A 19,654-nucleotide genomic window follows, 5' to 3' on the forward strand; every position below is an offset into this window, starting at 1 on the left:
TTGGCAATGGAAATGTAGGACTGTTTAAGCGCTCGAATCAGCGTGTGGAAACGGTACGCCGCCAGCAAGGCGCAAGGTCCGCGCCAGACAGGTCAAGGCGCCAGGTGGCCGAGATCGCAACCTGCCTCGCGTTCGCCGTCAGAGCTTCATCAGGGCGCGCACCACTACCCCGATGATCCGGCAGTCGCCTGCGCACATTTCCGTCGGGTAGGCCGGGTTCAACGGCTTGAGGTAGCGCCGCCCGCCATCTTCGACCAACTTCTTGAACGTCGCCTCGTTGCTGTCGGCCAGCTTGGCGATGACCAGCTTGCCATGCTGCGCATCGGCCTCGGTGTCGACCAGGATCAGCGTGCCTTCGGCAATGCTCTGGCCCACCGGCGCCGTCATCGAATCGCCCTTGACCTCCAGCCAGAAGGCGGTGCCCTTGGCATCGTATTCGGACAATTCGTACCGGTCGGAAAACCCGGGCGGGAACGGCTCGACCGCTTCGGCCCAGGCCCCGGCGGCGACCCAGCTGATCACCGGGTAGCGAAAGGTGAGGGTGGGTTGCTCGGTCGACGCGACGTTGGCCTGCGGCGCAGACGCCGCGCGCTCGGGCAGCATGGGGCCGAGCGCCTCGGACAGCCAGATCGCGCTCACGCCACAGGCGTGGGCGATCTTGGGCAAATGGGCGCTCTGCAGGTTCTTGCCCGTTTCCAGCTGGGAGATGACCGGCTGCTCCACGCCCACCTGCTGGGCCAGGGCCTTCTGGGTGAGCTGGGCATGCTGACGGGCAGCTTTGATGCGTTCGGCGAGTGTCTTCATGGGGGCAGTGTATAAGTTTGCTTATCATCTTGCCAATAAGCACGCTTCTTTCTACAGTATAAGCATGCTTATCAAGGTGCCTTTCGGCCCCTGTCCATGAGCCCCATTTACCCCGTGACGCCCTGGCGTCCACTTGGCCTCTGCTCCCGGCGCTCCTGCGCCCGAGCGAATCGCCCAGTTCTGGAGATCTCGACATGCGCCTGAACACCGCACGGCAAGCCTGGCATGACTGCTACCACACCCCTTCCGACCAGCAGGGTCGTGTCCTCGAACGGCTCGGCGCGCTGGGCGCGCGCGTGCAGGTCACCACCCGGCAGCGCGGCGCCGGTCGTGCGGCTCACCAGGCCCTGGCCGGCAGGGTCCAGGCCGCCATCGCGACGCTGCGCCGTCCGCTCAAGGCGTTTGGTGACTTCCTGTACTGCCCGCACCTGGACATCGACACCCAGGAGCTCGCCCAGGACGTGGTGTTCACGCTGGTACAGCAGCGCTCGCCGCGCATGACGGCCGCCAAGCGCGAGCAGCTCGAATACGTGGTCAAGGGAGTCATGGCCCGCTATCGGTACATGCACCAGGGGGGGCAATCGGCCAACGCCGACCCGCTGGCTGCGCCGGAAGCCTTCCGGGCCTGGCTGGATGCGCATTACGGCGTGGCGCTGGAGTCGACCAACTGGACGCGCAACTGGGGCGGCGCCGTGAGCCTGATCTTCGCCTGCTGCGAGGACCTCGATGCCGTGGTGCTGGCGCCGGTCATGGACGCGTTGCAGGTCATGAAAAAAAGTGCGTGAAGGGGGTTGCGCTCCGGTGCGGCTGGTGGCAAGATTTCCTCACTTTCGACGTTTCGCCCAGCGCGAAGCGGATCAAGAAACCGGCCGACGAGCCGGTTTTTTTGTGCCTGCGAAAAGGCTCGGCCCTTCGTGTGGCAGAGGCGAGGGGTGCCAAGCCGCTCCTTGTTGTGCACGTCTTCGAGCGCGCCCACAGGCTCGCTTCTTTTTCTCGACTGCCCAGCGCAGTCCCTGCTTCTGGACAGACCCCATGGACCCTTCCGATTTCGGCCCGGGCACAGCCACCTGGCTGGGCGGCACGGGCACCGTCCTGCTGGGCGGCTTTCTCTGGCTGCGCAAGTTCCTGTCCAAGGATGCCGCCGACCGGGCCATGGACACGGCCGACATCGGCGTGGTGCGGCGCCTCAACGAGCTGCTCGACTCCGAGCGCGAGGCGCGCCTGCAGGCCGAGGCGCGTGCCGATCAGTTCGCCAAGGAACGCAACGAACTGGCCGCCGCCGTGGGCCGCATGGAAGGCAAGATCGAAGCGCTGACCGGCCAGGTCGAGCGCCTGACCGAAAAGGTCACCACCCAGAGCGAAGAGATCGCCCGGCTGCGGCCGCGCATGGGAGGCAGCGCCTGATGGACCGATGTGCATTGCCGATGGCTGATGCTGAGATTCTCAGCCCAAGCCGACGTTCAGCCTCTTCCATGAACAAGATCACCCAGTTGATGGATCACTTCCTTCATGGTCGGGCGTCGGTCATAGCAACCTGGCTGGTTCAAGGGGTAGGTATCACACGAAAGCGCGTTCGCGCTGGTTGAATCTTCCCCATATCCGCCGGAATAGTGACTGCAACCCGCCATCAAGCAGCTCGCGATTCCAAGTGCAAAGAATCCCTTTCTCATAACCCGCCTCCTTCTCGATGAGTAGAGATTGGACGAGCCCGCCTATGAAAAGACACATCAGCCCGCCCCGCGCGGACTTTTTCACATCTGGAGAACACCCATGACCGCACGCGGCATTCGCAACAACAACCCCGGCAACATCGACTACAACCCCCGCAACGCCTGGGTCGGCCAGCTTGGCCTGGAGGAGGGCGTGGCCAACCCGCGCTTCGCCCGCTTCGACTCCCCCGAGAACGGCATCCGCGCCCTGGGCAAGCTGCTGATCAACTACCGCGGCAAGGACGGCCTGCCCGGTGTCGGCGGGCCGGGCATCGACACGGTACTCGAGACCATCGCCCGCTGGGCGCCGAGCAACGAGAACGATACCCAGGCCTATGCCCAGGCCGTGGCCACGCGTCTCGGGGGGCATCCCATGGCACCGATCGACATCCAGGATCCCGTCACCCTGCGCGGTATGGTGCTGGGCATCATCGTCCATGAGAACGGCGGCAACCCGTACCTGCCGTCGGTCATCGACGAAGGTGTACGACGGGCGCTGGCATGACCTGGCCAGTACGGACTGTTCTGCTGGCACTGGTGTTGACGTCCTGCTGGGGCGCTTACCAGCACGGTCGATCGGTGGCACGCGCCGAGGCTCAGGCTGCCTGGGCGCGGCGCGACAGCGATGATCGCTTGGCCGAGGTCCGGGGCCAGCGCGAGGCGCGCCAGGAAGAACGACGACGCGCCCAGGCGCAGGAGGAGGCGAGGGCCCATGCACACGAACAACACCAGGTGGCTGACGCTGGCGCTGCTGGCGCCGATGCTGCTGGCCAGCGCTTGCAGCACGCCGCCGACCAGTTCGCCACCATCGTCCGTTGCCCCGGCACGGATTCCGCCGCTGTCGCCCGAGGCCAGGCAGCCACCCGCGCTGCCCTGGTGCTCTCCGACTTGCTCGCACGGGCTGATGCGCGAGCGGGAGAATTGGCGAGGGCGTATGACCAGGCTCGAGTAGCAGGGCTGCAATGCGCTCGGGAATATGACGGGTTGAGCGAGTTTCACTCAAGTCACTTCAAGAGCGGCGGTTTCGACCGATCCTGATGCACTCAGAAGCAAAGGCTATCGTTTGATTCTAGAGGACGTGGTTTTACAGGCTTCCAGGACCAACTGCGGCACAGGGGCCGCTCCAGAAAGATCGCGCCCGTTTGCCAGGTCAGCAGTGTGGTCCAGCGTGTGGGAGCAGGCAAGCCCGCGCCCACAGGCCAATGACCGGGATGAGCTGTCAGATGGCGCCATCGCCCGGATTCGGCCCGTCCCTGTCATCCACGTCGTACTTGCGCGTATTCGGGTCACGGGTGTTCTCGGCCGGGTGCCGCGAATCGACCGTGGACTCGACATGCGTTTCGGAAGTGGGATCGAACCCGGTTTCATTGTCGGTCGCGCCTGCCTTGCCTTTTTGCGAGATGTTGCCGGGTGCGTTGGGGTTGATGTCCATGACGGCCTCCAGTGAACGGCGCAGGGGGATCCGCGCGTTCAACTTGGAACCACGCTCAACGGTTAAGTGCCCTTGTGTTGATCGACGGTGGGCGTTGGACAGTGCCGGTCGAAGGTAAAAACCCATGTCCTTCAGCCCCTTTGGTGACTCGACACAAAGATGATTGACGGCACCCGTCCATCGGCTTTGTCTCTATCTTGCTTCCGCTTTTCCTCGCCCGACGTAGGGCATTTCCCAAAGATCGTCCCGGCGGCCTGTTTGCATTGTGTAGCCGGCTGACGCTGCCTAGGCTTCGTTCCACCCAGCCCCCTGGGAACATCGATCACTGGAACACGAAGAGGCACACCATGGCCGTCCGGTTGGACTTTCACACCACAGACCCCGAACAGATCGCATTGGCCAAACGCTATTGGGCGATGGACGAGGAGGGCCTGTTCCTGGAGCGGGTGCGTGACCTGCTGCCGTTTCGCGAGGTGACCCAGGCCGGTAGCCTGGCGGCCTACCTGCGCACGTTCTGCGAGACCTATGATGAAAACCAGGCATGCCCTCGCTGCGACGGGCCTGTGCGGATCAAGGGGCGCAGCGAGGCACGCCGGACGTACCAGCCTGCCCGCACGGGCTGCCCTGATTGCCAGGCGCGTGAGCACCTCGCGCGCCTTCAGCGCGAAGCCGAGGAGCGCACCGCCCTGACCCAGAAGCTGGCGCCTTACCTCGAGCACCTGCAGACCCATACCGTGTGTTACGCCGAGCTGCCGGACGATGTGGTCCTGGTGCTCCAGGCCATCCGCGCCCTGATCGGCCCACGTTTGAGCCAGGGAACGTTCACCCGCGCGGACTGCAGCGAGCTGACCGCCCTGGGCGCGGATGACTTCATCGATCGGTTGTGCGAACAGGGCGTGCTGCTGGACGATCCCACGGTCATGCCCAGTGCCTATTTCCTGAAAGGGGACCAGGTGTGGGTCAAGAAGCACCAGGCGCGCTATCGGCTGTCGCCCGACGCTGACCTGGGTCGCTCCGAGCAGGCGCTCGACGCCCTGATGGACCGCACCCTGTGCGACACGCAGGCGCTGACGCGTCTGTGGTTGGACTATGCCACCCAGGATGTACTGCGCTATCTGCAAGGGCAGTGCGACGTGCACAACCTGGTGCCAGAACCTGAGGCTGTCGACAAGCTGGTCGGTACGATCCGCCAGGCCCTGCACACCTACAGCGTGGCCCAGGTGTGGGCCATGAGCTGGAAGATCGTTCGGGATGCCGCGGCACTGGCCAGCCGCAGCTACTACAACCACGCCAAGGCGGCGGCGACATTGCCCGGCAAGCTGCGCAAGCAACTGGAGCTCGCCGAACCCAGCCATACACTGCGCAACCACTGGTCACGACCGGAACCGCACATCGCAGGTGCACTGGGCATGGTGTTCCTGGCACGCTTCGACATCGATGAGTACAGCACGGGTGATCAGGTGCTGGCGCTGTTCGCACAGCTGGGCCAGCGTGGTGAGCCCGAGGCTCGGCTGGAGGCCCTGGCCATCCGGTTCGTCACCGCCAGCCTGGCGCGTGCCACCGTACCCGCTGCCTTGCAGGCGTTCGCCGAGCATATCCGCGCCGGCCTGGAGGTGGAGGAGGCCTTGACGCAGACCATGCGGCGGCAGCCTGACGTGTTTGGCTGATGCAGCAGGCACGTCGGTCTCAGACCTGCGGCCATTCGAGAACGAACGTGGTCCAACCTGCCTCGCAGTGCGCCCGGACGCGTCCGCCATGGGCCTGAACGATGGAGCGGGTGATGGCCAGGCCCAGTCCGGCGTGCTCCTGCTGACCCTCCCGGCGCGCCGGGTCGACACGGTAGAAACGGTCGAATACACGCGGCAGCCGATCGGCCGAGATCGCCGGGCCGGTGTTGGCGATGCGTACGCGTGACAGGTCGTCGACGCTGTCCACCGTCACCACGACCTGCCCCTGGGCGGGCGTGAAGCGCAGAGCATTGTCCAGCACGTTGGAGAACGCCCGGCGCAGCATGGGCCGATCGCCCGTCATCTCGCCCTGTCCCACCCGGCGCAGCTCGACCTCGCGTTCCTCGGCCAGGGGTGCGTAGAACTCCAGCAGCGCATCCAGCTCCTCGTGCAGCGCCAGTGGCTGACGCTGAGGCACCAGCAGGCCATGGTCCGACTTGGCCAGGTACAGCAGGTCGTTGACCAGTTGCGCCATCCATTGCAGCTCTTCCAGGTTGCCGTGCAGCGTTTCGCGGTAGGTTTCCAGGGATCGCGGCCGCGACAGCGTGACCTGGGTATGGGTCAGCAGGTTCGACAGAGGGGTGCGCAGTTCGTGGGCGATGTCGGCGGAGAACCCGGACAGGCGTTCGAACGCGTTTTCCAGGCGCGCCAGCATGGCGTTCACCGCCTCGGCCAGGCGGGCCAGTTCTTCGGGCAGGTGCGCCGCCGGCAAGCGTGTGGTCAGCGAGTGGGCCGATACGCCGGCGGCGATCCGTCCGATCTGGCGCAAGGGGCGCAGCCCGCGGCGTACGGCCCAGGCGCCCAGCAACGCGGTGGCCAGCGCGGACAACCCGACCGTGAGCCAGATCAGGCGCTGCATGTGTTGCAGAAAGTGCTGGTGGTGCGTGATGTCCAACAGCAGCGTCACCTGGGGGGATGCCGCTTCGCTAGGGCGCAAGGGCGCGGCGAGGCTGCGGTAGTCGATACCGCCGGCGTGCAAGGTCGTCAGGCCCGCGCCGGCAGGCGTGGCGGGCAGGTCAGGGCGGCTGTCGAACCACGGCGTGCCATCGCTGGCCTGGATACGCAGGGCCAGTTCGGCCGGATGCCCCAGGTCCTGGCGCAGCGCCGGCAGGTAGTCGGCAAGGTCCTCGGGCTGCTGCACGTTTGCCAGGCGGGTCACGATCGCGGTGAGACGAGGGGACAGCCACTGCTGATCCAGCTCGATGAAGTGCTGTTCGCTGGCGCGGCTGAACAGCACGCCGGCCGTCAGCGATACCAGCGCGGTACAGGCGGCGAACAGCACGGCCAGGCGGCTGCCGAGGGACAGGCGATGGCTCAAGACGCGCGTGCCTCCAGCACGTAGCCCATGCCACGCACGGTATGGATCAGCTTGTGTTCGTGCGGGTCGTCGATCTTGGCACGCAGGCGGCGAATGGCGACTTCGACCAGATTGGTGTCGCTGTCGAAATTCATGTCCCAGACCAGCGAGGCGATCAACGACTTGGGCAGCACCTCGCCCCGTCGACGCAACAGCAGTTCGAGCAGCGCGAATTCCTTGGCGGTCAGCTCGACCCGCAGCCCTGCGCGTTCGACCCGGCGGCGGATCAGGTCAAGGCGCAGGTCGGCCAGGCTCAAGGAGGGTTCCTGGGTGGGGGTGCTGCCACGCCTGAGCAGGGTGCGCACCCGCGCCAGCAGTTCAGCGAAGGCGAAGGGCTTGACCAGGTAGTCATCGGCACCCAGTTCCAGCCCGTGTACGCGGTCCTGCACCGCATCGCGGGCAGTCAGGAACAGTACGGGCGTTTCCAGCCCGGCGCCGCGCACGGCCTGGAGGATCTGCCAGCCGTCGCGCCCGGGCAGCATCACGTCGAGGATCAACAGATCGTGTTCGCCGGTCAGCGCCAGGTGCAGGCCGGTGTCGCCATCGTCGGCCAGGTCGGTGACGAAGCCCGCTTCGCTCAGGCCTTGGCGCAGGTAGTGGCCGGTCTTGGGCTGGTCTTCGACGACTAGCAGTCTCATGGCAACGCTCGTGTCAGGGGCAGGGGGGCGAGGGTATCAGCCCGCGTCAGGGCCTCATGATACGCCAGGCGTCGACGGCTGCGCGAAGCTGACAATCTTGTAATGCACGTGTCAGGTGGCTGCCAGGCTGGCCTGTCAGACTGTCGTCATTCCCCCGTTCTGGAGCGCGCTCGATGAAATCCACGCTACTGGCCTGTGCGCTGACCCTGACCTGCACGGCGGCCATCGCCGACCCGGCGCACACCTACGCATTCGGCGAACCGGGCGACCCTGCCAAGGCCGACCGTACGGTCGAGGTGCTGCTCAAGGACATTGCGTTCGAGCCCGATCGGTTGCAGGTCAAGGCCGGCGAGACGGTCCGCTTCGTGCTGATCAACCAAGGACAGCTGCCCCATGAATTCAACCTGGGCGACCAGGCCATGCACGTCGAGCACCAGAAGCAGATGCTGGCGATGGCAGGCCATGTACACGGCGGCACGGCGCACGATCACGACGCCGCCAACACGGTGCTGGTCATGCCCGGCAAACGCGCCGAGCTGACCTGGACGTTCCGCGGCTCGGCGCCGATCGAGTTCGCCTGCAACGTGCCGGGGCATTACCAGGCGGGCATGGTCGGCCCTGTGACCATCGAGTGACGGCAGGTGCCAGCGCCGGGGGAAAACCCGGTAGAATGGCACGTTTCGATTGACCAGGTCAGAGCCATGCACCCTGCTGCCGAACACTCCCCGCTGGGCAAGACCAGCGAGTACGTCGCGACGTACACCCCGTCGCTGCTGTTCCCGATCCCCCGTGAGGCCAAGTGGTCCGAGCTGGGCGTCACCGCCCAGACCCTGCCGTGGCAGGGCGTCGACTACTGGAACTGCTTCGAGTTGTCCTGGCTGCTGCCATCCGGCAAGCCAGTGGTGGCCATCGGCGAGTTCGCCATCCCGGCCGACTCGCCGAACATCATCGAGTCCAAGTCCTTCAAGCTGTACCTGAATTCGCTGAACCAGACGGCCTTCGCTACCTCGGCCGCCGTCCAGGCCTGCCTCGAGCAGGACCTGTCGGCCGTGGCCGGCAAGCCGGTGCAGGTACGCATCCGCAGCCTGGCGGACGTGGAGGCGCAGGGCTTCGTCGCTCTGCCGGGGCAGTGCATCGATGAACTGGACCTGGAGGTCAGTGACTACAGCGAACCCCGGCCTTCGCTGCTGCGCTGCGAGCCGAGTGCGGGTACGGAGGACGTGCTGCACAGCCACCTGCTCAAGTCCAACTGTCCGGTGACCCACCAGCCGGACTGGGGCAGCGTGGTGGTGCAGTACCGCGCCGAACGTCGCCTGGACCCGGCCAGCCTGCTGGCCTACCTGGTGAGCTTCCGCCAGCACTCGGATTTCCATGAGCAGTGCGTCGAGCGCATCTTCCTGGACCTTCAGCGCCTGCTCGAGCCGGCATCGCTCACGGTCTATGCGCGTTATGTGCGCCGGGGCGGGCTGGACATCAACCCTTACCGCAGCACCGAAGCCCTGACGGTCGACAACGGACGACTGGCCAGGCAGTGACAGGCGCGCTGGCCGGGCCGTTACTGGCCCGGCGCGGCGTCAGATGCCCATGCTGTGCAGGTGGGTCGCGATGTTGCGCAGCGTGGCGGTCAGGTCCGGGTGGGCGGCCTCGAAGCGTTCCACTGCCAGGTTGACCCCGTCGGCGATGTTCGAGTCCTGGGCCTGGGTCTCCGTCTCCAGCGCGAGCTGGGTCTCGATCTGCTCCATCAGCTCGTGCAGGTTGTCGCGTTCTTCGAACGACAGAGGCGCATTGGTCTTCAACTGCTCGCGCAGGCTATCGAGTTGCTCTTGCAGTTCGCGGGCGGGCATGGGGCGTCTCCCTCAATGAAATGGTCACAGCCATGGACCTCGCCGGCAGGACAAAGGTTCTTGCACGGCTGTTCACAGCGTATGCCAAGGCCAAGGGGTTTGCCTCGTTCGCCCGGTGCCAGGCGACCATCGGGCAGGTACGCGCCTCGCGGAAGATCATGACGTACAGGTAAAACTGTTCTCGAACCTCGCAGTCTTTATACTGATGCCTTATCAGCCACGCGCCCGGCGCGTGATCCGTGACTCGATGGAGATATGTTATGCGTGCGATTGCTGCCGGCGTGATGCAGCGAATCACCCAGGCCTGCGTGTGTGCCGGCCTCGTCCTGGCGCCCTGGACGGCGAGCCAGGCGGCGACCGAAGACGATCCGTGGGAGGCGGTCAATCGCCCGATCTTCCAGTTCAACGACTTCCTCGACACCTATGCCTTGAAGCCGCTGGCCAAGGGGTACCAGGCCGTCACCCCGCAGTTCGTCGAAGACGGCATCCACAACGTCTTCAACAACCTGGGCGACGTCACCAACCTGGCCAACAACGTCCTTCAGCTCAAGCCCTACGAAGCCGGTGTGGACACCGCGCGGCTCATCGTCAACACCACGTTCGGCCTGGGCGGCCTGATCGACGTCGGGACCCACATGGGCCTGACCCGCAGCGATGAGGACTTCGGCCAGACCCTGGGCTACTGGGGCGTCGGCAGCGGGCCGTACGTGGTGATTCCTTTCCTGGGGCCAAGCACCGTGCGCGATGCCGTAGCCAAGTACCCGGACACCTATACCCGACCCTATCGCTATGTCGACGACGTGCCGGTGCGCAATTCGGTGTTCGCGTTGAACGTGGTCGATACCCGGGCCAACCTGCTGTCGGCCGAGAAGCTGATCACCGGCGACAAGTACATCTTCATCCGCAACGCCTATCTGCAGAATCGCGAATTCAGGGTCAAGGATGGCGAGGTCGAGGACGACTTCTAAATCGTGCGAGCGGGCAGGGCGGCCTCGGCCGTGCCTGTCGCGCATCGACGCGGCGCCGTACGTGGAAACGAAAAAGCCCAGTGCTTGGCACTGGGCTTTTTCATGCTGTCAGGGCGTCGTGGACATCGCTGACAGGGCAGAACTGGTCGGAGAGACAGGATTCGAACCTGCGGCCTTCTCGTCCCGAACGAGACGCGCTACCTGGCTGCGCTACACTCCGATGAACGGGATCTTACTCGACGCGAAAATGCCGTGCAAGCCCCTGATGCGACAGGTTAAACCGTCGTATCACAGCTCCTTGACGGTGCGTACCTGGTCCTTGTTGATACGGGTTTTCTTGCCGTCGAGCTGTTCGAATTCGTAGAAGCCGGAGTCCTCGTCGTAGGACGGTTTGTCGGTGGCCTGGATCTCGCGGCCATCGTTCAGGGTGATGACGGTCGGCGAGGCGCAACCGGCGAGGGTGGCCAGACCGAGGGCGAGCAGGAAAGCGGGAACGATACGTTGGGCCATGGTGTTTCTCCGAGGCGAAGGTGGAAAGATGGCATTGAGACGCGGACGAACGGTACAAGTTCCTTGTCCAAGCGCGCTGGGTGCGGATCGTCATGCACGCCCGCCGATCCGTCTTGGGCTGTGATATAACCCGTGGCCTGTCTTCCCTGCAATGGAGCCCGTGCCCTTTATGAAAGCCAAGGCCGATACGCCCTTCGTTCCGCTCAATATCGCCGTGCTGACGGTAAGCGATACGCGCACGTTCGAGACCGATACGTCGGGCCAATTGTACGTGGACCGGCTCAAGGCCGCGGGCCATGCCCTGGCCGAGCGTGTCCTGCTGAAGGACGACCTGTACAAGATCCGCGCCCAGGTGGCGCAGTGGATCGCCGATGACGTGGTGCAGGTCGTGCTGATCACCGGCGGTACTGGCTTCACCGGCCGTGACAGCACACCTGAAGCCGTCGCCTGCCTGCTCGACAAGCAGGTCGAAGGTTTCGGCGAACTGTTCCGCCAGATCTCGATCGCCGACATCGGCACGTCCACCGTGCAGTCCCGCGCCCTGGCCGGACTGGCCAACGGCACCTTGGTGTGCTGCCTGCCAGGCTCGACCAACGCCGTGCGCACGGGCTGGGACGGTATCCTCGGCGAGCAGCTCGATGCACGCCACCGCCCCTGCAACTTCGTGCCGCACCTGAAAAAGGCCGCGCCGTGTGAAAGCCGTGGCTGAGGCGACCCAGGGCCGGGCCCTGATGCCGGTGGAGGAGGCTCTCGAGCGCCTGCTGACGTTCGCCGCGGCTGCCTTGATCCGTGAAACCGAATCCCTCGCACTGGCGCACTGCGATGGTCGCGTCCTGGCGCAGCCATTGGTAGCGAGCCTGGACCTGCCGCCCTGGCCGAACAGTGCCATGGACGGTTACGCCGTGCGTCGCGCAGAGGCCGAGGGCGAGCCCTTGGTGGTCAGCCAGCGCATCTTCGCAGGCCAGGCGCCGGCGCCCTTGCAGCCAGGCACCTGTGCACGCATCTTCACCGGCGCGCCGGTCCCCGAAGGGGCCGATTGCGTCGAGATGCAGGAGAACGTCGAGGTGCTGGACGATGGTCGCGTGCATTTCACCCGCGCGCTCGCCGCCGACCAGAACATTCGCCCGCAAGGGCAGGAAACCCGTGCCGGGGAAGAGGTGCTAGCCGCCGGTACGCGCCTGGGGCCCATCGAACTGGCCCTGGCCGCGACCCTGGGCGTGCCGACGTTGTCCGTGGTACGTCGCCCGCGGGTTGCGGTGCTGTCCACCGGTGATGAACTGGTCGACCCCGGCGAGCCGCTGGGGCCGGGGCAGATCTACAACAGCAACCGGCAACTGCTGATCAGCTGGCTGTGGCGCCTGGGCTGCGAGCCGGTGGATATCGGCATCCTGGCCGATGATCTGGCACAGACGCGTGCATGCCTCGCCGGTCTCCGGGGTATCGACCTGATCCTCTCCACCGGCGGGGTGTCGGTCGGCGAGGCGGACTACCTGGGCATCGTCTTGCGCGAGGCCGGCGAGCTGGATCTGTGGAAGCTGGCGATCAAGCCCGGCAAGCCACTGACCTTCGGCCACTGGCAAGGCGTACCGGTGCTGGGCCTGCCCGGCAATCCAGCCTCCACCCTGGTGACGTTCGGGCTGCTGGCGCGGCCCTACCTGCTGCGTCGTCAAGGCGTCGAAGCCGTCACGCCGTTGGGTATCGAGGTGCCGGCCGGTTTCGACTGGCCACGTGCCGGCACCCGCCGTGAGTACCTGCGTGCGCGGCTGGAGAACGGGCAGGCGCGCCTGTACCCGAACCAGAGTTCGGGCGTGCTGCGCAGCGCGGCCTGGGCCGATGGCCTGGTGGAGGTGCCTGAGGGCCGCACCTTGCAGGTCGGCGATCCGGTGCGTTTCATCCCGCTGAGCGAGTTGCTGGGCTGACGGCCCTTTTTCGCGAAACGCGGAATCTATCCGCCAACACCGTGGTCGAGATCTGCGCACGCTCGACGGAGGAGACGCACGATGAACGTTCGAAAGGCCATGTTGGTGCTGCACGGCAAGCAGGCAACGAATGAAGCGGTTCGCGAAGCGGTCAAGCAGATGCGCGAGCGCGGCTGGACGCTCGACGTGCGGCTGACCTGGGAGGGCGGTGACGCCGAACGTCTGGTTCAGGAGGCATTGGCGGCGGGCTACCCGCACATCATCGCCGGGGGCGGTGACGGAACCTTGCGCGACGTGGCCCAGGCTATGGCGGGCGCTTCGGCCAGCCTGGCGCTGTTGCCGCTGGGCACGGCCAACGATTTCGCCCACGCCGCCGGGGTGCCCCTGGAGCCCGAGGAAGCCTTGCTGCTGCTGGAGCAGCCAGCCAGGACGGTCGACCTGGGGGCGGCGGGGGAGCGGATCTTCCTCAACATGGCCACCGGCGGCTTTGGCAGCACCGTGACCGCCAACACGTCCGAGGACCTGAAGAAAGTGCTGGGGGCCGCTGCCTACATGCTGACCGGGCTGAGCCGCTTCAGCGAGTTGCAATCGGCGTCGGTCGAGCTGACCGGGCCGGACTTCCACTGGCAGGGGCAGTTGCTGGCCATGGGCATCGGCAATGGGCGTCAGGCCGGGGGCGGTCATGAGCTGTGTCCGGAGGCGGTGATCGATGACGGTCTGCTGGACGTCAGCATCCTGCCGGCGCCTCAGGAGGTGGTCGGTGCCCTGCGCGAGCTGCTTTCGGGTGAGGGCCTGTACGTGCGTGCGCGGCTGCCGTGGGTCGAGATCCGCAGCTCGCAAGGGGTCGACATCAACCTGGATGGCGAGCCGTTGCAGGCGCAACAGCTGCGCTTCGAAGCACGTCCAGGGGCGTTGCGCCTGCACCTGCCGCCCGCCTCGGCGTTGCTCGGGCAGGCGCAGGCGGCCGGGCTGCCTGACGCGACCTGAAGCACGGGGGCCAGAAGGCCCCCGAATACCCTTATCGCCTGCCAGCAGGACGAACCCTGCAATTTCCCATCAAGCTCTGCCCCCTCGCGCCGATACAGCCGTATCACCTTCACTCCGCTACCACACCCTGGGGGCTCCATGGCCGGCATTCTCGACACGGTCGATCAACGCACACAACTGGTCGGCGAAAACCGTCTGGAAATTCTCATGTTCCGCTTGGCCGGGCGGCAGCTCTTCGCCATCAACGTGTTCAAGGTCCAGGAAGTCCTGCAACTGCCCAAGCTGACGCTGATGCCGCAGCGTCACGCGTTCGTCTGTGGCGTGGTCAACCTGCGCGGGCAGACGCTGCCGGTGATCGACCTGTCCCAGGCCATCGGCATGCGCCCGCTGCAACCAGGCCCTGACAGCACCATCATCGTCACCGAGTACAACCGCTCGGTGCAGGCGTTCCTGGTCGGGGGTGTGGACCGCATCGTCAACATGAACTGGGAATCGATCATGCCACCCCCGGCCAGCGCCGGGCGGCAGCACTACCTGACCGCCATCACCAAGGTCGATGACAAGCTGGTCGAAGTGATCGACGTCGAGAAAGTGCTGGCCGAGATCGTGCCCTACAACGTCAAGGTGTCCCAGGCCCGGCTCGAGGACCCGATCCTGGCGCGGGCCCGTGGGCGCGAGGTGCTGCTGGTGGATGACTCCAGCGTGGCCCTGGCGCAGTTGCGCGATACGCTGTCGCAACTGGGCGTCAAGCTGCACATGGCCAGCGACGGGCTCAAGGCGCTGCGCCTGCTCAAGGGCTGGGCCGATGCCGGCGAGAACGTCTGCGACAAGCTGTTGATGGTGTTCACCGACGCCGAGATGCCGGAAATGGATGGCTACCGCCTGACCACCGAGATCCGCGGCGATGCACGCTTGCGCGGTCTGTACGTGGTCTTGCACACGTCGCTGTCGGGCAGCTTCAACGAGTCGATGGTGAAGAAGGTGGGTTGCGACAATTTCCTGTCGAAATTCCAGCCAGACCGCTTGGTGGACGTGGTGCGCGAGTGCCTGCTGCGCGATCAAGCTTCTGCCTGACCGCCATCGCAGCGCCCAGACGGCACGAAGGCCTGCTGGGCAGGCCTTCGGTCTCGGGTGAAGCAGGGGCCGTCACAGGTCGTCGAAATAGCGCTCGTGCCAGTCCACCAGCGGCTGCGGGATGTTGAGTTTCTGACCGTAGATCACCGAGTACGACAGCACGTTCTGCACGTATTGGCGCGTTTCGTCGAACGGGATCGATTCCACCCAGACATCGAAGCTCAGGTGCTTGGCGCCTTTGAGCCACTGCCGCACACGTCCCGGGCCGGCGTTGTAGGCGGCCGAGGCCAGCACCCGATTGCCGTTGAACTGGCCATGGACCTGGCTCAGATAGGCCGCACCCAACTGAATGTTCTTCTCCGGGTTGAGCACCTGCGCCGGTGACGCCAGCGGAATGTCGAACTTGCGCGCGGTCTCCTTGGCCGTGGCCGGCATCAGCTGCATCAGGCCGCTGGCGCCCACGCCGGAGCGGGCGTCTTCCATGAAGGCACTTTCCTGGCGGGTGATGGCGAACACCCAACTCGGGTGCAATCCCCGGACCTTGGCTTCACGCACCAGCGTGTCGCGGTAGGCCATCGGGAAGCGGATGTCCAGGTCGTCCCAGTACTTGGCCAGGCTGATGGTGCGGATGGCCGGGAAGTACCAGCGCATGTCGTAGGCCAGACGAGCCTGGGCCACCATCTCGTCGCGGCTGAAGTGGCGGCTGACGTGGTACCACTCGCGGCGCCCGTCGACGATCTGGCCACGCGCATGAAATTCCAGGGCGCGCTCGATGCCCGGTGTGGTACGCACCTTCTTGATCAGCTGCGGGCTGAGCACCAGCGGCTTGTGGTTGAGCTGGTAGGGCGTGTGCGCGCGTTCGGCAGCCAGGAAACCGTAGAAGTCGCGCTCGTCGGCCACCGCCTTGTACAGCCGCGGTACCTGGGGGTTCTTCGGCTGCGCCAGTTCGAGCGTGCGCGCCTGCCAATAGCGCCAGCGGCTGGTGCTGGCGAGCGAGGCGGGCAGGCGCTGGGTCAAGGCATGGGCATCGTCCCAGCGGCCCAGGCGCAGCAGCAGGCGCAGGCGCCATTCGGTGACGGTGTCGTCGCGCAGCTCCGGGTCGTAGCGCGTCATCAGTTCCAGCGCCCGCGGGTCGTAGCGGCGCGCCAGGGTCAGGCCGATCTCGCGGGCGATGGCCACCTGCTCGTCCTTGGAGAAATGCATGCGCTGTGCATAGTCGTCCAGCAGGCTCATGGCCTGTTGCGGATCCTGGCGCGCCAGGCGCCGCAGACCCAGGCCGACGACGTCCGCCATGGCGTCGTCGACCGGCGCGAAGCGCGAAGGCTGGTTGAGCAGCTCCGGCTTCTGCGCCACCTCGATCAGCAGACGGCCCTGGGAGCCGAGTGTGCTCAGGCCGTTGACCAGGGTGTTGGCCAGCGCGTAGTTGCGCGCCTGGGCCGCCAGCTTGGCACGGTGCCAGCGACGTGCCTCGGTCAGCTGGCCCTCGGCCGCCCATAAGCCGAACAGCGTGTCGCAGGCGGCCGGCTGGGGCTTGCCCACGTTCCACAGGCGCTCGGCCGTGGCCAGGCCTTCGGCGCGTTGACCGTGGCCGAGCTGGTACTGCCCGTTGAGGCAGTCGAGTTCGGTGAAGTTGAGTTTCGGGTCGTAATAACGGGCGAAGGTCGCCCAGTCGCCACGCTCGGCCAGCCAGCGCAACCAGCGCAGCTTCATCCAGTTGGCCTGGGGCAGGTCGCCGTGGGCCGCGAGGAAGGCTTCGATCTCCGCGTTGCTGGCGCTTTTCAAGCGCGCGGTCAACTCGTCGTAGGCCAGGTAAGGCGTGAGCGGATAATCGCTCAGGGCCTGGGCGTTGCGCAGGTACGGGCCCTTGTCGCCCTTGGCCAGCGCACGCTTGGCTTCGTCGTAGTACTGACGCTGCAGGGTGAGGTCTGCGGCCTGCGCACCAGCGGCGGCGGTCAGGAGCAGGCATGAAGCGAGGGTGAGCAAACGGCTGCGCATGATACGTCCAGGCAGGGAAGGCAGGGAAGTGACGGCCAGGCCAGCACTGTGAAATAGGTCGGGCCTTAGCTTAGCTGGTTGCCGAGGCTGGAAGAAAGCATTGTGCCGGTATCTGGCGCAATGGTTTTACTGCAGGTGTCGACAGGCCTGGCCGTCCAGCGTGGCGTAATGCCTCGCGCGCCCAAGTCAGGTAGAATGCGCGCCCGGTTTCTGGAGAGAATCATGACCCTGCTCAAATTCAGCGATGTGTCCCTGGCCTTCGGCGCGATGCCGCTGCTGGACAAGGTATCGTGGCAAATCGCCCGTGGTGAGCGGGTGTGCATCATCGGCCGCAACGGCACCGGCAAGTCGAGCATGCTGCGCCTGGTCAAGGGCGAGCAGAAGCCCGACGACGGCGACGTCTGGCGCGCCCCTGGGCTGAAGATCGGCGAGCTGCCGCAAGAACTGCCGGTGGCCGATGGCCGCAGCGTGTTCGACGTGGTCGCCGAAGGCCTGGATGGCGTCGGCGCCCTGCTGGCCGAGTTCCATCACCTGAGCCAGAACATCCAGGGCGACGACGACCTGGACAAGCTGATGCGCGTGCAGACCGAGCTCGAGGCGCGTGATGGCTGGCGTCTGCAGCAACTGGTCGACAGCACCCTCAGCCGCTTGCAGCTGCCGGCCGACAAGACCCTCGCCGAGCTGTCCGGCGGCTGGCGTCGCCGTGTCCTGCTGGCCCAGGCGCTGGTGTCCGAGCCCGACCTGCTGCTGCTCGACGAGCCGACCAACCACCTGGACATCGGAGCGATCGCCTGGCTCGAAGACGCCTTGAGCAGCTTCAACGGCGCGGTGCTGTTCATCACCCACGACCGTTCCTTCCTGCAGAACCTGGCCACGCGCATCCTCGAACTGGACCGCGGCGGGCTGATCGACTGGAACGGCGACTACGCCAGCTTCCTGGTCCACAAGGAGGCCATGCTGGCCGCCGAAGAGACCGCCAACGCGCTGTTCGACAAGCGCCTGGCCCAGGAAGAAGTGTGGATCCGCCAGGGCATCAAGGCGCGCCGCACCCGTAACGAAGGCCGCGTGCGCGCGCTCAAGGAGTTGCGTGTCGAGCGTAGCCAGCGACGCGAACGCCAGGGCAAGGCCAACCTGCAGATCGAGTCGGCAGAAAAATCCGGCAAGCAGGTGATGCTGCTCGAACACGTGAGCTTCGCCCATCCGGGTGGCCCGTACCTGGTCAAGGATTTCTCCATGGTCCTGCAGCGCGAGGACCGGATCGGCCTGCTCGGCGCCAACGGCACCGGCAAGACCACCTTGCTCAAGCTCATGCTGGGCGACCTGGAGCCCACCAGCGGCAAGATCGAGCGGGGCACGCGACTGGAAGTGGCCTACTTCGACCAGATGCGTCACCAGCTCGACCTCGAGAAGACCGTCATCGACAACCTCGCCGAAGGGCGCGACTTCATCGAGATCGACGGGCAGAACCGGCACGTGCTGAGTTACCTGGGCGACTTCCTGTTCAGCCCCCAGCGCGCGCGTACGCCGGTCAAGGCGCTGTCCGGTGGCGAGCGTGCGCGTCTGCTGCTGGCCAAGCTGTTCAGCAAGCCGGCCAACCTGCTGGTGCTCGACGAACCGACCAACGACCTGGACGTCGAGACCCTCGAACTGCTCGAAGAGGTTCTGTCGGCCTACAAGGGCACCGTGCTGATGGTCAGCCACGACCGGGCCTTCCTCGACAACGTGGTGACCAGCACCCTGGTGTTCGAAGGCGAGGGCCGTGTGCGTGAATACGTCGGCGGTTACGAGGACTGGATCCGTCAGGGTGGCTCGGCCAAGCTGCTGGGCGTGGCCGAGAGCAAGTCCGGCAAGTCGGAGCTCAACAGCGCGGTGGTCAAGCCGGTGGCCGAGGTGGCCGAGGCATCGGCCCCTGCGCCTGCCGAGGCCGGCGCCAAGAAGAAGCTCAGCTACAAGCTGCAGCGTGAGCTGGAGGCATTGCCGGGTCAGATCGATGCGGTGGAGCAGCAGATCGCCCAGGTGCAGGAAGAGGTCGGCAGTGCCGCGTTCTACCAGCGTCCGATCGGCGAGACGTCGGCGGTGCTGGCGCGTCTCGAAGCGCTGCAGGCCGAGCTGGACACGCTGGTCGAGCGTTGGGCCGAGCTCGAGGCTTGAGTGAATTCGCCGACCTGGTGCGTACCGGGTCGGCCATGTGCCTTCAGTCCTTCAGCAGTCGCACCGCCAGCACATCGCACGGTGCCCCGTGCAACACGTCGTTGGCGGTCGAGCCCAGCAGCAAGGCCAGGCCATGACGGCCATGGCTGCCCACCACGATCAGGTCACAGGCTTGCTCTTTGGCCAGGTCATGGATTTCCTGGCGCGGTTGCCCATATTTCAGATGCGAGTCGCCACGGACGATGTCAGGGTACTTGCCGAACAGACGATCCATGCGGGCCTTGGCCTGGTCGAACTGTTGCTGCTGCAGTTGCGACAGGTCCATCGGCACGTCGCCACCAAAGGCCATGGCCATGGGTTCGACGATGTGGACCAGGGAGATCTTGGCGCCAGAGGGCTGGGCAATGGCCATTGCGCGCTTGATCACGGGGTCGCATTCTTCGGTCAGGTCGACCGCGACCAGCAGGTGGGTGTAAGACATGGTAGGTGCTCCTGGCAAGTGCAATGATTCCAGTAGAGTCGGTGGCTGCTGACCGTGG

The 19,654-nt window shown here is 65.7% G+C and carries 21 protein-coding genes and 1 tRNA gene; 13 read left to right on the forward strand and 9 right to left on the reverse strand.

The window, feature by feature from the left end:
• Positions 1-138: 138 nt before the first annotated feature.
• Positions 139-804: a LexA family protein gene (locus G7007_RS14730; protein ID WP_181102804.1), complete on the reverse strand. Its 666-nt coding sequence runs from the start codon at positions 802-804 to the stop codon at positions 139-141.
• 194 nt (positions 805-998) lie between these two features.
• Between G7007_RS14730 and G7007_RS14735 the strand changes: the two genes are divergently transcribed.
• The 4 genes from G7007_RS14735 to G7007_RS14750 all read left to right on the forward strand — a co-directional run bounded on the left by G7007_RS14735 (position 999) and on the right by G7007_RS14750 (position 3,551).
• Positions 999-1,589, forward strand: a complete 591-nt coding sequence (locus G7007_RS14735; protein ID WP_181102806.1) for a hypothetical protein — start codon at positions 999-1,001, stop codon at positions 1,587-1,589.
• Between the two features lie 247 nt (positions 1,590-1,836).
• Entirely contained in the window at positions 1,837-2,208 is a 372-nt protein-coding gene (locus tag G7007_RS14740; RefSeq protein WP_181102808.1) for a chemotaxis protein, read from the forward strand.
• Positions 2,209-2,574: 366 nt separating this feature from the next.
• The gene (locus G7007_RS14745; RefSeq protein WP_181102809.1) at positions 2,575-3,018 is read left to right on the forward strand and encodes a structural protein P5; all 444 of its coding nucleotides are present in this window, start codon (positions 2,575-2,577) and stop codon (positions 3,016-3,018) included.
• On the forward strand, positions 3,015-3,551 hold the full coding sequence (locus G7007_RS14750) for a DUF2514 domain-containing protein (RefSeq protein ID WP_181102811.1): 537 nt from the start codon (positions 3,015-3,017) through the stop codon (positions 3,549-3,551). Before G7007_RS14745 ends, G7007_RS14750 begins: the two co-directional genes overlap by 4 nt.
• Before the next feature lie 181 nt (positions 3,552-3,732).
• On the opposite strand, the gene G7007_RS14755 is transcribed toward G7007_RS14750, so the two are convergent.
• Entirely contained in the window at positions 3,733-3,945 is a 213-nt protein-coding gene (locus G7007_RS14755; protein ID WP_181102813.1) for a hypothetical protein, read from the reverse strand.
• Positions 3,946-4,292: 347 nt separating this feature from the next.
• On the opposite strand from G7007_RS14755, the gene G7007_RS14760 reads away from it, so the two are divergent.
• Positions 4,293-5,612, forward strand: a complete 1,320-nt coding sequence (locus tag G7007_RS14760) for a hypothetical protein (RefSeq protein ID WP_181102814.1) — start codon at positions 4,293-4,295, stop codon at positions 5,610-5,612.
• A gap of 19 nt (positions 5,613-5,631) precedes the next feature.
• Here G7007_RS14760 and G7007_RS14765 read toward each other — a convergent pair whose 3' ends face one another.
• Complete coding sequence (locus tag G7007_RS14765; RefSeq protein ID WP_181102816.1) at positions 5,632-6,990, reverse strand: heavy metal sensor histidine kinase; 1,359 nt, start codon at positions 6,988-6,990, stop codon at positions 5,632-5,634.
• Complete coding sequence (locus G7007_RS14770; protein ID WP_181102818.1) at positions 6,987-7,667, reverse strand: heavy metal response regulator transcription factor; 681 nt, start codon at positions 7,665-7,667, stop codon at positions 6,987-6,989. The genes G7007_RS14765 and G7007_RS14770 overlap by 4 nt, the downstream gene beginning before the upstream one ends.
• A 173-nt stretch (positions 7,668-7,840) precedes the next feature.
• Between G7007_RS14770 and G7007_RS14775 the strand changes: the two genes are divergently transcribed.
• Positions 7,841-8,302, forward strand: coding sequence for a cupredoxin domain-containing protein (locus G7007_RS14775; RefSeq protein WP_181102819.1), 462 nt, complete (start codon positions 7,841-7,843; stop codon positions 8,300-8,302).
• A gap of 66 nt (positions 8,303-8,368) precedes the next feature.
• A complete protein-coding gene (queF, locus tag G7007_RS14780; RefSeq protein WP_181102821.1) occupies positions 8,369-9,202 on the forward strand; it encodes an NADPH-dependent 7-cyano-7-deazaguanine reductase QueF in 834 nt (277 codons plus the stop codon).
• Positions 9,203-9,241: 39 nt separating this feature from the next.
• Here queF and G7007_RS14785 read toward each other — a convergent pair whose 3' ends face one another.
• Positions 9,242-9,511: a DUF4404 family protein gene (locus G7007_RS14785; protein WP_181102823.1), complete on the reverse strand. Its 270-nt coding sequence runs from the start codon at positions 9,509-9,511 to the stop codon at positions 9,242-9,244.
• Positions 9,512-9,771: 260 nt separating this feature from the next.
• Here G7007_RS14785 and G7007_RS14790 point away from each other — a divergent pair, with 260 nt between their 5' ends.
• Entirely contained in the window at positions 9,772-10,479 is a 708-nt protein-coding gene (locus G7007_RS14790; RefSeq protein WP_181102825.1) for an MlaA family lipoprotein, read from the forward strand.
• 143 nt (positions 10,480-10,622) lie between these two features.
• Here the strand turns inward: G7007_RS14790 and G7007_RS14795 are convergent.
• Positions 10,623-10,699, reverse strand: a tRNA-Pro gene (locus G7007_RS14795).
• A 68-nt stretch (positions 10,700-10,767) separates the two neighbouring features.
• The gene (locus tag G7007_RS14800) at positions 10,768-10,989 is read right to left on the reverse strand and encodes a YgdI/YgdR family lipoprotein (protein WP_060393262.1); all 222 of its coding nucleotides are present in this window, start codon (positions 10,987-10,989) and stop codon (positions 10,768-10,770) included.
• Positions 10,990-11,158: 169 nt separating this feature from the next.
• On the opposite strand from G7007_RS14800, the gene moaB reads away from it, so the two are divergent.
• From moaB to G7007_RS14820, 4 genes are all read left to right on the forward strand, one after another.
• On the forward strand, positions 11,159-11,698 hold the full coding sequence (gene moaB, locus G7007_RS14805) for a molybdenum cofactor biosynthesis protein B (protein ID WP_181102868.1): 540 nt from the start codon (positions 11,159-11,161) through the stop codon (positions 11,696-11,698).
• A 22-nt stretch (positions 11,699-11,720) separates the two neighbouring features.
• Positions 11,721-12,908, forward strand: a complete 1,188-nt coding sequence (locus tag G7007_RS14810) for a molybdopterin molybdotransferase MoeA (RefSeq protein WP_181102869.1) — start codon at positions 11,721-11,723, stop codon at positions 12,906-12,908.
• Between the two features lie 81 nt (positions 12,909-12,989).
• Positions 12,990-13,895, forward strand: a complete 906-nt coding sequence (gene yegS / locus G7007_RS14815) for a lipid kinase YegS (RefSeq protein WP_181102827.1) — start codon at positions 12,990-12,992, stop codon at positions 13,893-13,895.
• A 138-nt stretch (positions 13,896-14,033) separates the two neighbouring features.
• Entirely contained in the window at positions 14,034-14,969 is a 936-nt protein-coding gene (locus G7007_RS14820) for a chemotaxis protein (protein ID WP_181102829.1), read from the forward strand.
• Between the two features lie 72 nt (positions 14,970-15,041).
• Here G7007_RS14820 and G7007_RS14825 read toward each other — a convergent pair whose 3' ends face one another.
• The gene (locus tag G7007_RS14825; protein WP_181102831.1) at positions 15,042-16,964 is read right to left on the reverse strand and encodes a transglycosylase SLT domain-containing protein; all 1,923 of its coding nucleotides are present in this window, start codon (positions 16,962-16,964) and stop codon (positions 15,042-15,044) included.
• A gap of 222 nt (positions 16,965-17,186) precedes the next feature.
• On the opposite strand from G7007_RS14825, the gene G7007_RS14830 reads away from it, so the two are divergent.
• On the forward strand, positions 17,187-19,115 hold the full coding sequence (locus G7007_RS14830) for an ATP-binding cassette domain-containing protein (protein ID WP_181102833.1): 1,929 nt from the start codon (positions 17,187-17,189) through the stop codon (positions 19,113-19,115).
• 43 nt (positions 19,116-19,158) lie between these two features.
• On the opposite strand, the gene G7007_RS14835 is transcribed toward G7007_RS14830, so the two are convergent.
• A complete protein-coding gene (locus G7007_RS14835; RefSeq protein ID WP_181102834.1) occupies positions 19,159-19,596 on the reverse strand; it encodes a universal stress protein in 438 nt (145 codons plus the stop codon).
• Positions 19,597-19,654 lie beyond the last annotated feature (58 nt).

Origin of the sequence: Pseudomonas entomophila (assembly GCF_013523125.1) — a bacterium.
Taxonomy (GTDB): domain Bacteria; phylum Pseudomonadota; class Gammaproteobacteria; order Pseudomonadales; family Pseudomonadaceae; genus Aquipseudomonas; species Aquipseudomonas entomophila_B.

Excerpts from the sequence above, each read along its gene's own strand:
- G7007_RS14755 (WP_181102813.1), bottom strand. The coding sequence starts at position 3,945 with ATGGACATCAACCCCAACGCACCCGGCAACATCTCGCAAAAAGGCAAG.
- G7007_RS14800 (WP_060393262.1), bottom strand. The coding sequence starts at position 10,989 with ATGGCCCAACGTATCGTTCCCGCTTTCCTGCTCGCCCTCGGTCTGGCC.
- G7007_RS14735 (WP_181102806.1), top strand. The coding sequence starts at position 999 with ATGCGCCTGAACACCGCACGGCAAGCCTGGCATGACTGCTACCACACC.
- G7007_RS14760 (WP_181102814.1), top strand. The coding sequence starts at position 4,293 with ATGGCCGTCCGGTTGGACTTTCACACCACAGACCCCGAACAGATCGCA.
- G7007_RS14770 (WP_181102818.1), bottom strand. The coding sequence starts at position 7,667 with ATGAGACTGCTAGTCGTCGAAGACCAGCCCAAGACCGGCCACTACCTG.
- G7007_RS14745 (WP_181102809.1), top strand. The coding sequence starts at position 2,575 with ATGACCGCACGCGGCATTCGCAACAACAACCCCGGCAACATCGACTAC.
- G7007_RS14820 (WP_181102829.1), top strand. The coding sequence starts at position 14,034 with ATGGCCGGCATTCTCGACACGGTCGATCAACGCACACAACTGGTCGGC.
- G7007_RS14740 (WP_181102808.1), top strand. The coding sequence starts at position 1,837 with ATGGACCCTTCCGATTTCGGCCCGGGCACAGCCACCTGGCTGGGCGGC.
- G7007_RS14775 (WP_181102819.1), top strand. The coding sequence starts at position 7,841 with ATGAAATCCACGCTACTGGCCTGTGCGCTGACCCTGACCTGCACGGCG.
- G7007_RS14810 (WP_181102869.1), top strand. The coding sequence starts at position 11,721 with ATGCCGGTGGAGGAGGCTCTCGAGCGCCTGCTGACGTTCGCCGCGGCT.
- queF (WP_181102821.1), top strand. The coding sequence starts at position 8,369 with ATGCACCCTGCTGCCGAACACTCCCCGCTGGGCAAGACCAGCGAGTAC.
- G7007_RS14730 (WP_181102804.1), bottom strand. The coding sequence starts at position 804 with ATGAAGACACTCGCCGAACGCATCAAAGCTGCCCGTCAGCATGCCCAG.
- G7007_RS14790 (WP_181102825.1), top strand. The coding sequence starts at position 9,772 with ATGCGTGCGATTGCTGCCGGCGTGATGCAGCGAATCACCCAGGCCTGC.
- G7007_RS14785 (WP_181102823.1), bottom strand. The coding sequence starts at position 9,511 with ATGCCCGCCCGCGAACTGCAAGAGCAACTCGATAGCCTGCGCGAGCAG.
- G7007_RS14825 (WP_181102831.1), bottom strand. The coding sequence starts at position 16,964 with ATGCGCAGCCGTTTGCTCACCCTCGCTTCATGCCTGCTCCTGACCGCC.
- yegS (WP_181102827.1), top strand. The coding sequence starts at position 12,990 with ATGAACGTTCGAAAGGCCATGTTGGTGCTGCACGGCAAGCAGGCAACG.
- G7007_RS14830 (WP_181102833.1), top strand. The coding sequence starts at position 17,187 with ATGACCCTGCTCAAATTCAGCGATGTGTCCCTGGCCTTCGGCGCGATG.
- moaB (WP_181102868.1), top strand. The coding sequence starts at position 11,159 with ATGAAAGCCAAGGCCGATACGCCCTTCGTTCCGCTCAATATCGCCGTG.
- G7007_RS14750 (WP_181102811.1), top strand. The coding sequence starts at position 3,015 with ATGACCTGGCCAGTACGGACTGTTCTGCTGGCACTGGTGTTGACGTCC.
- G7007_RS14835 (WP_181102834.1), bottom strand. The coding sequence starts at position 19,596 with ATGTCTTACACCCACCTGCTGGTCGCGGTCGACCTGACCGAAGAATGC.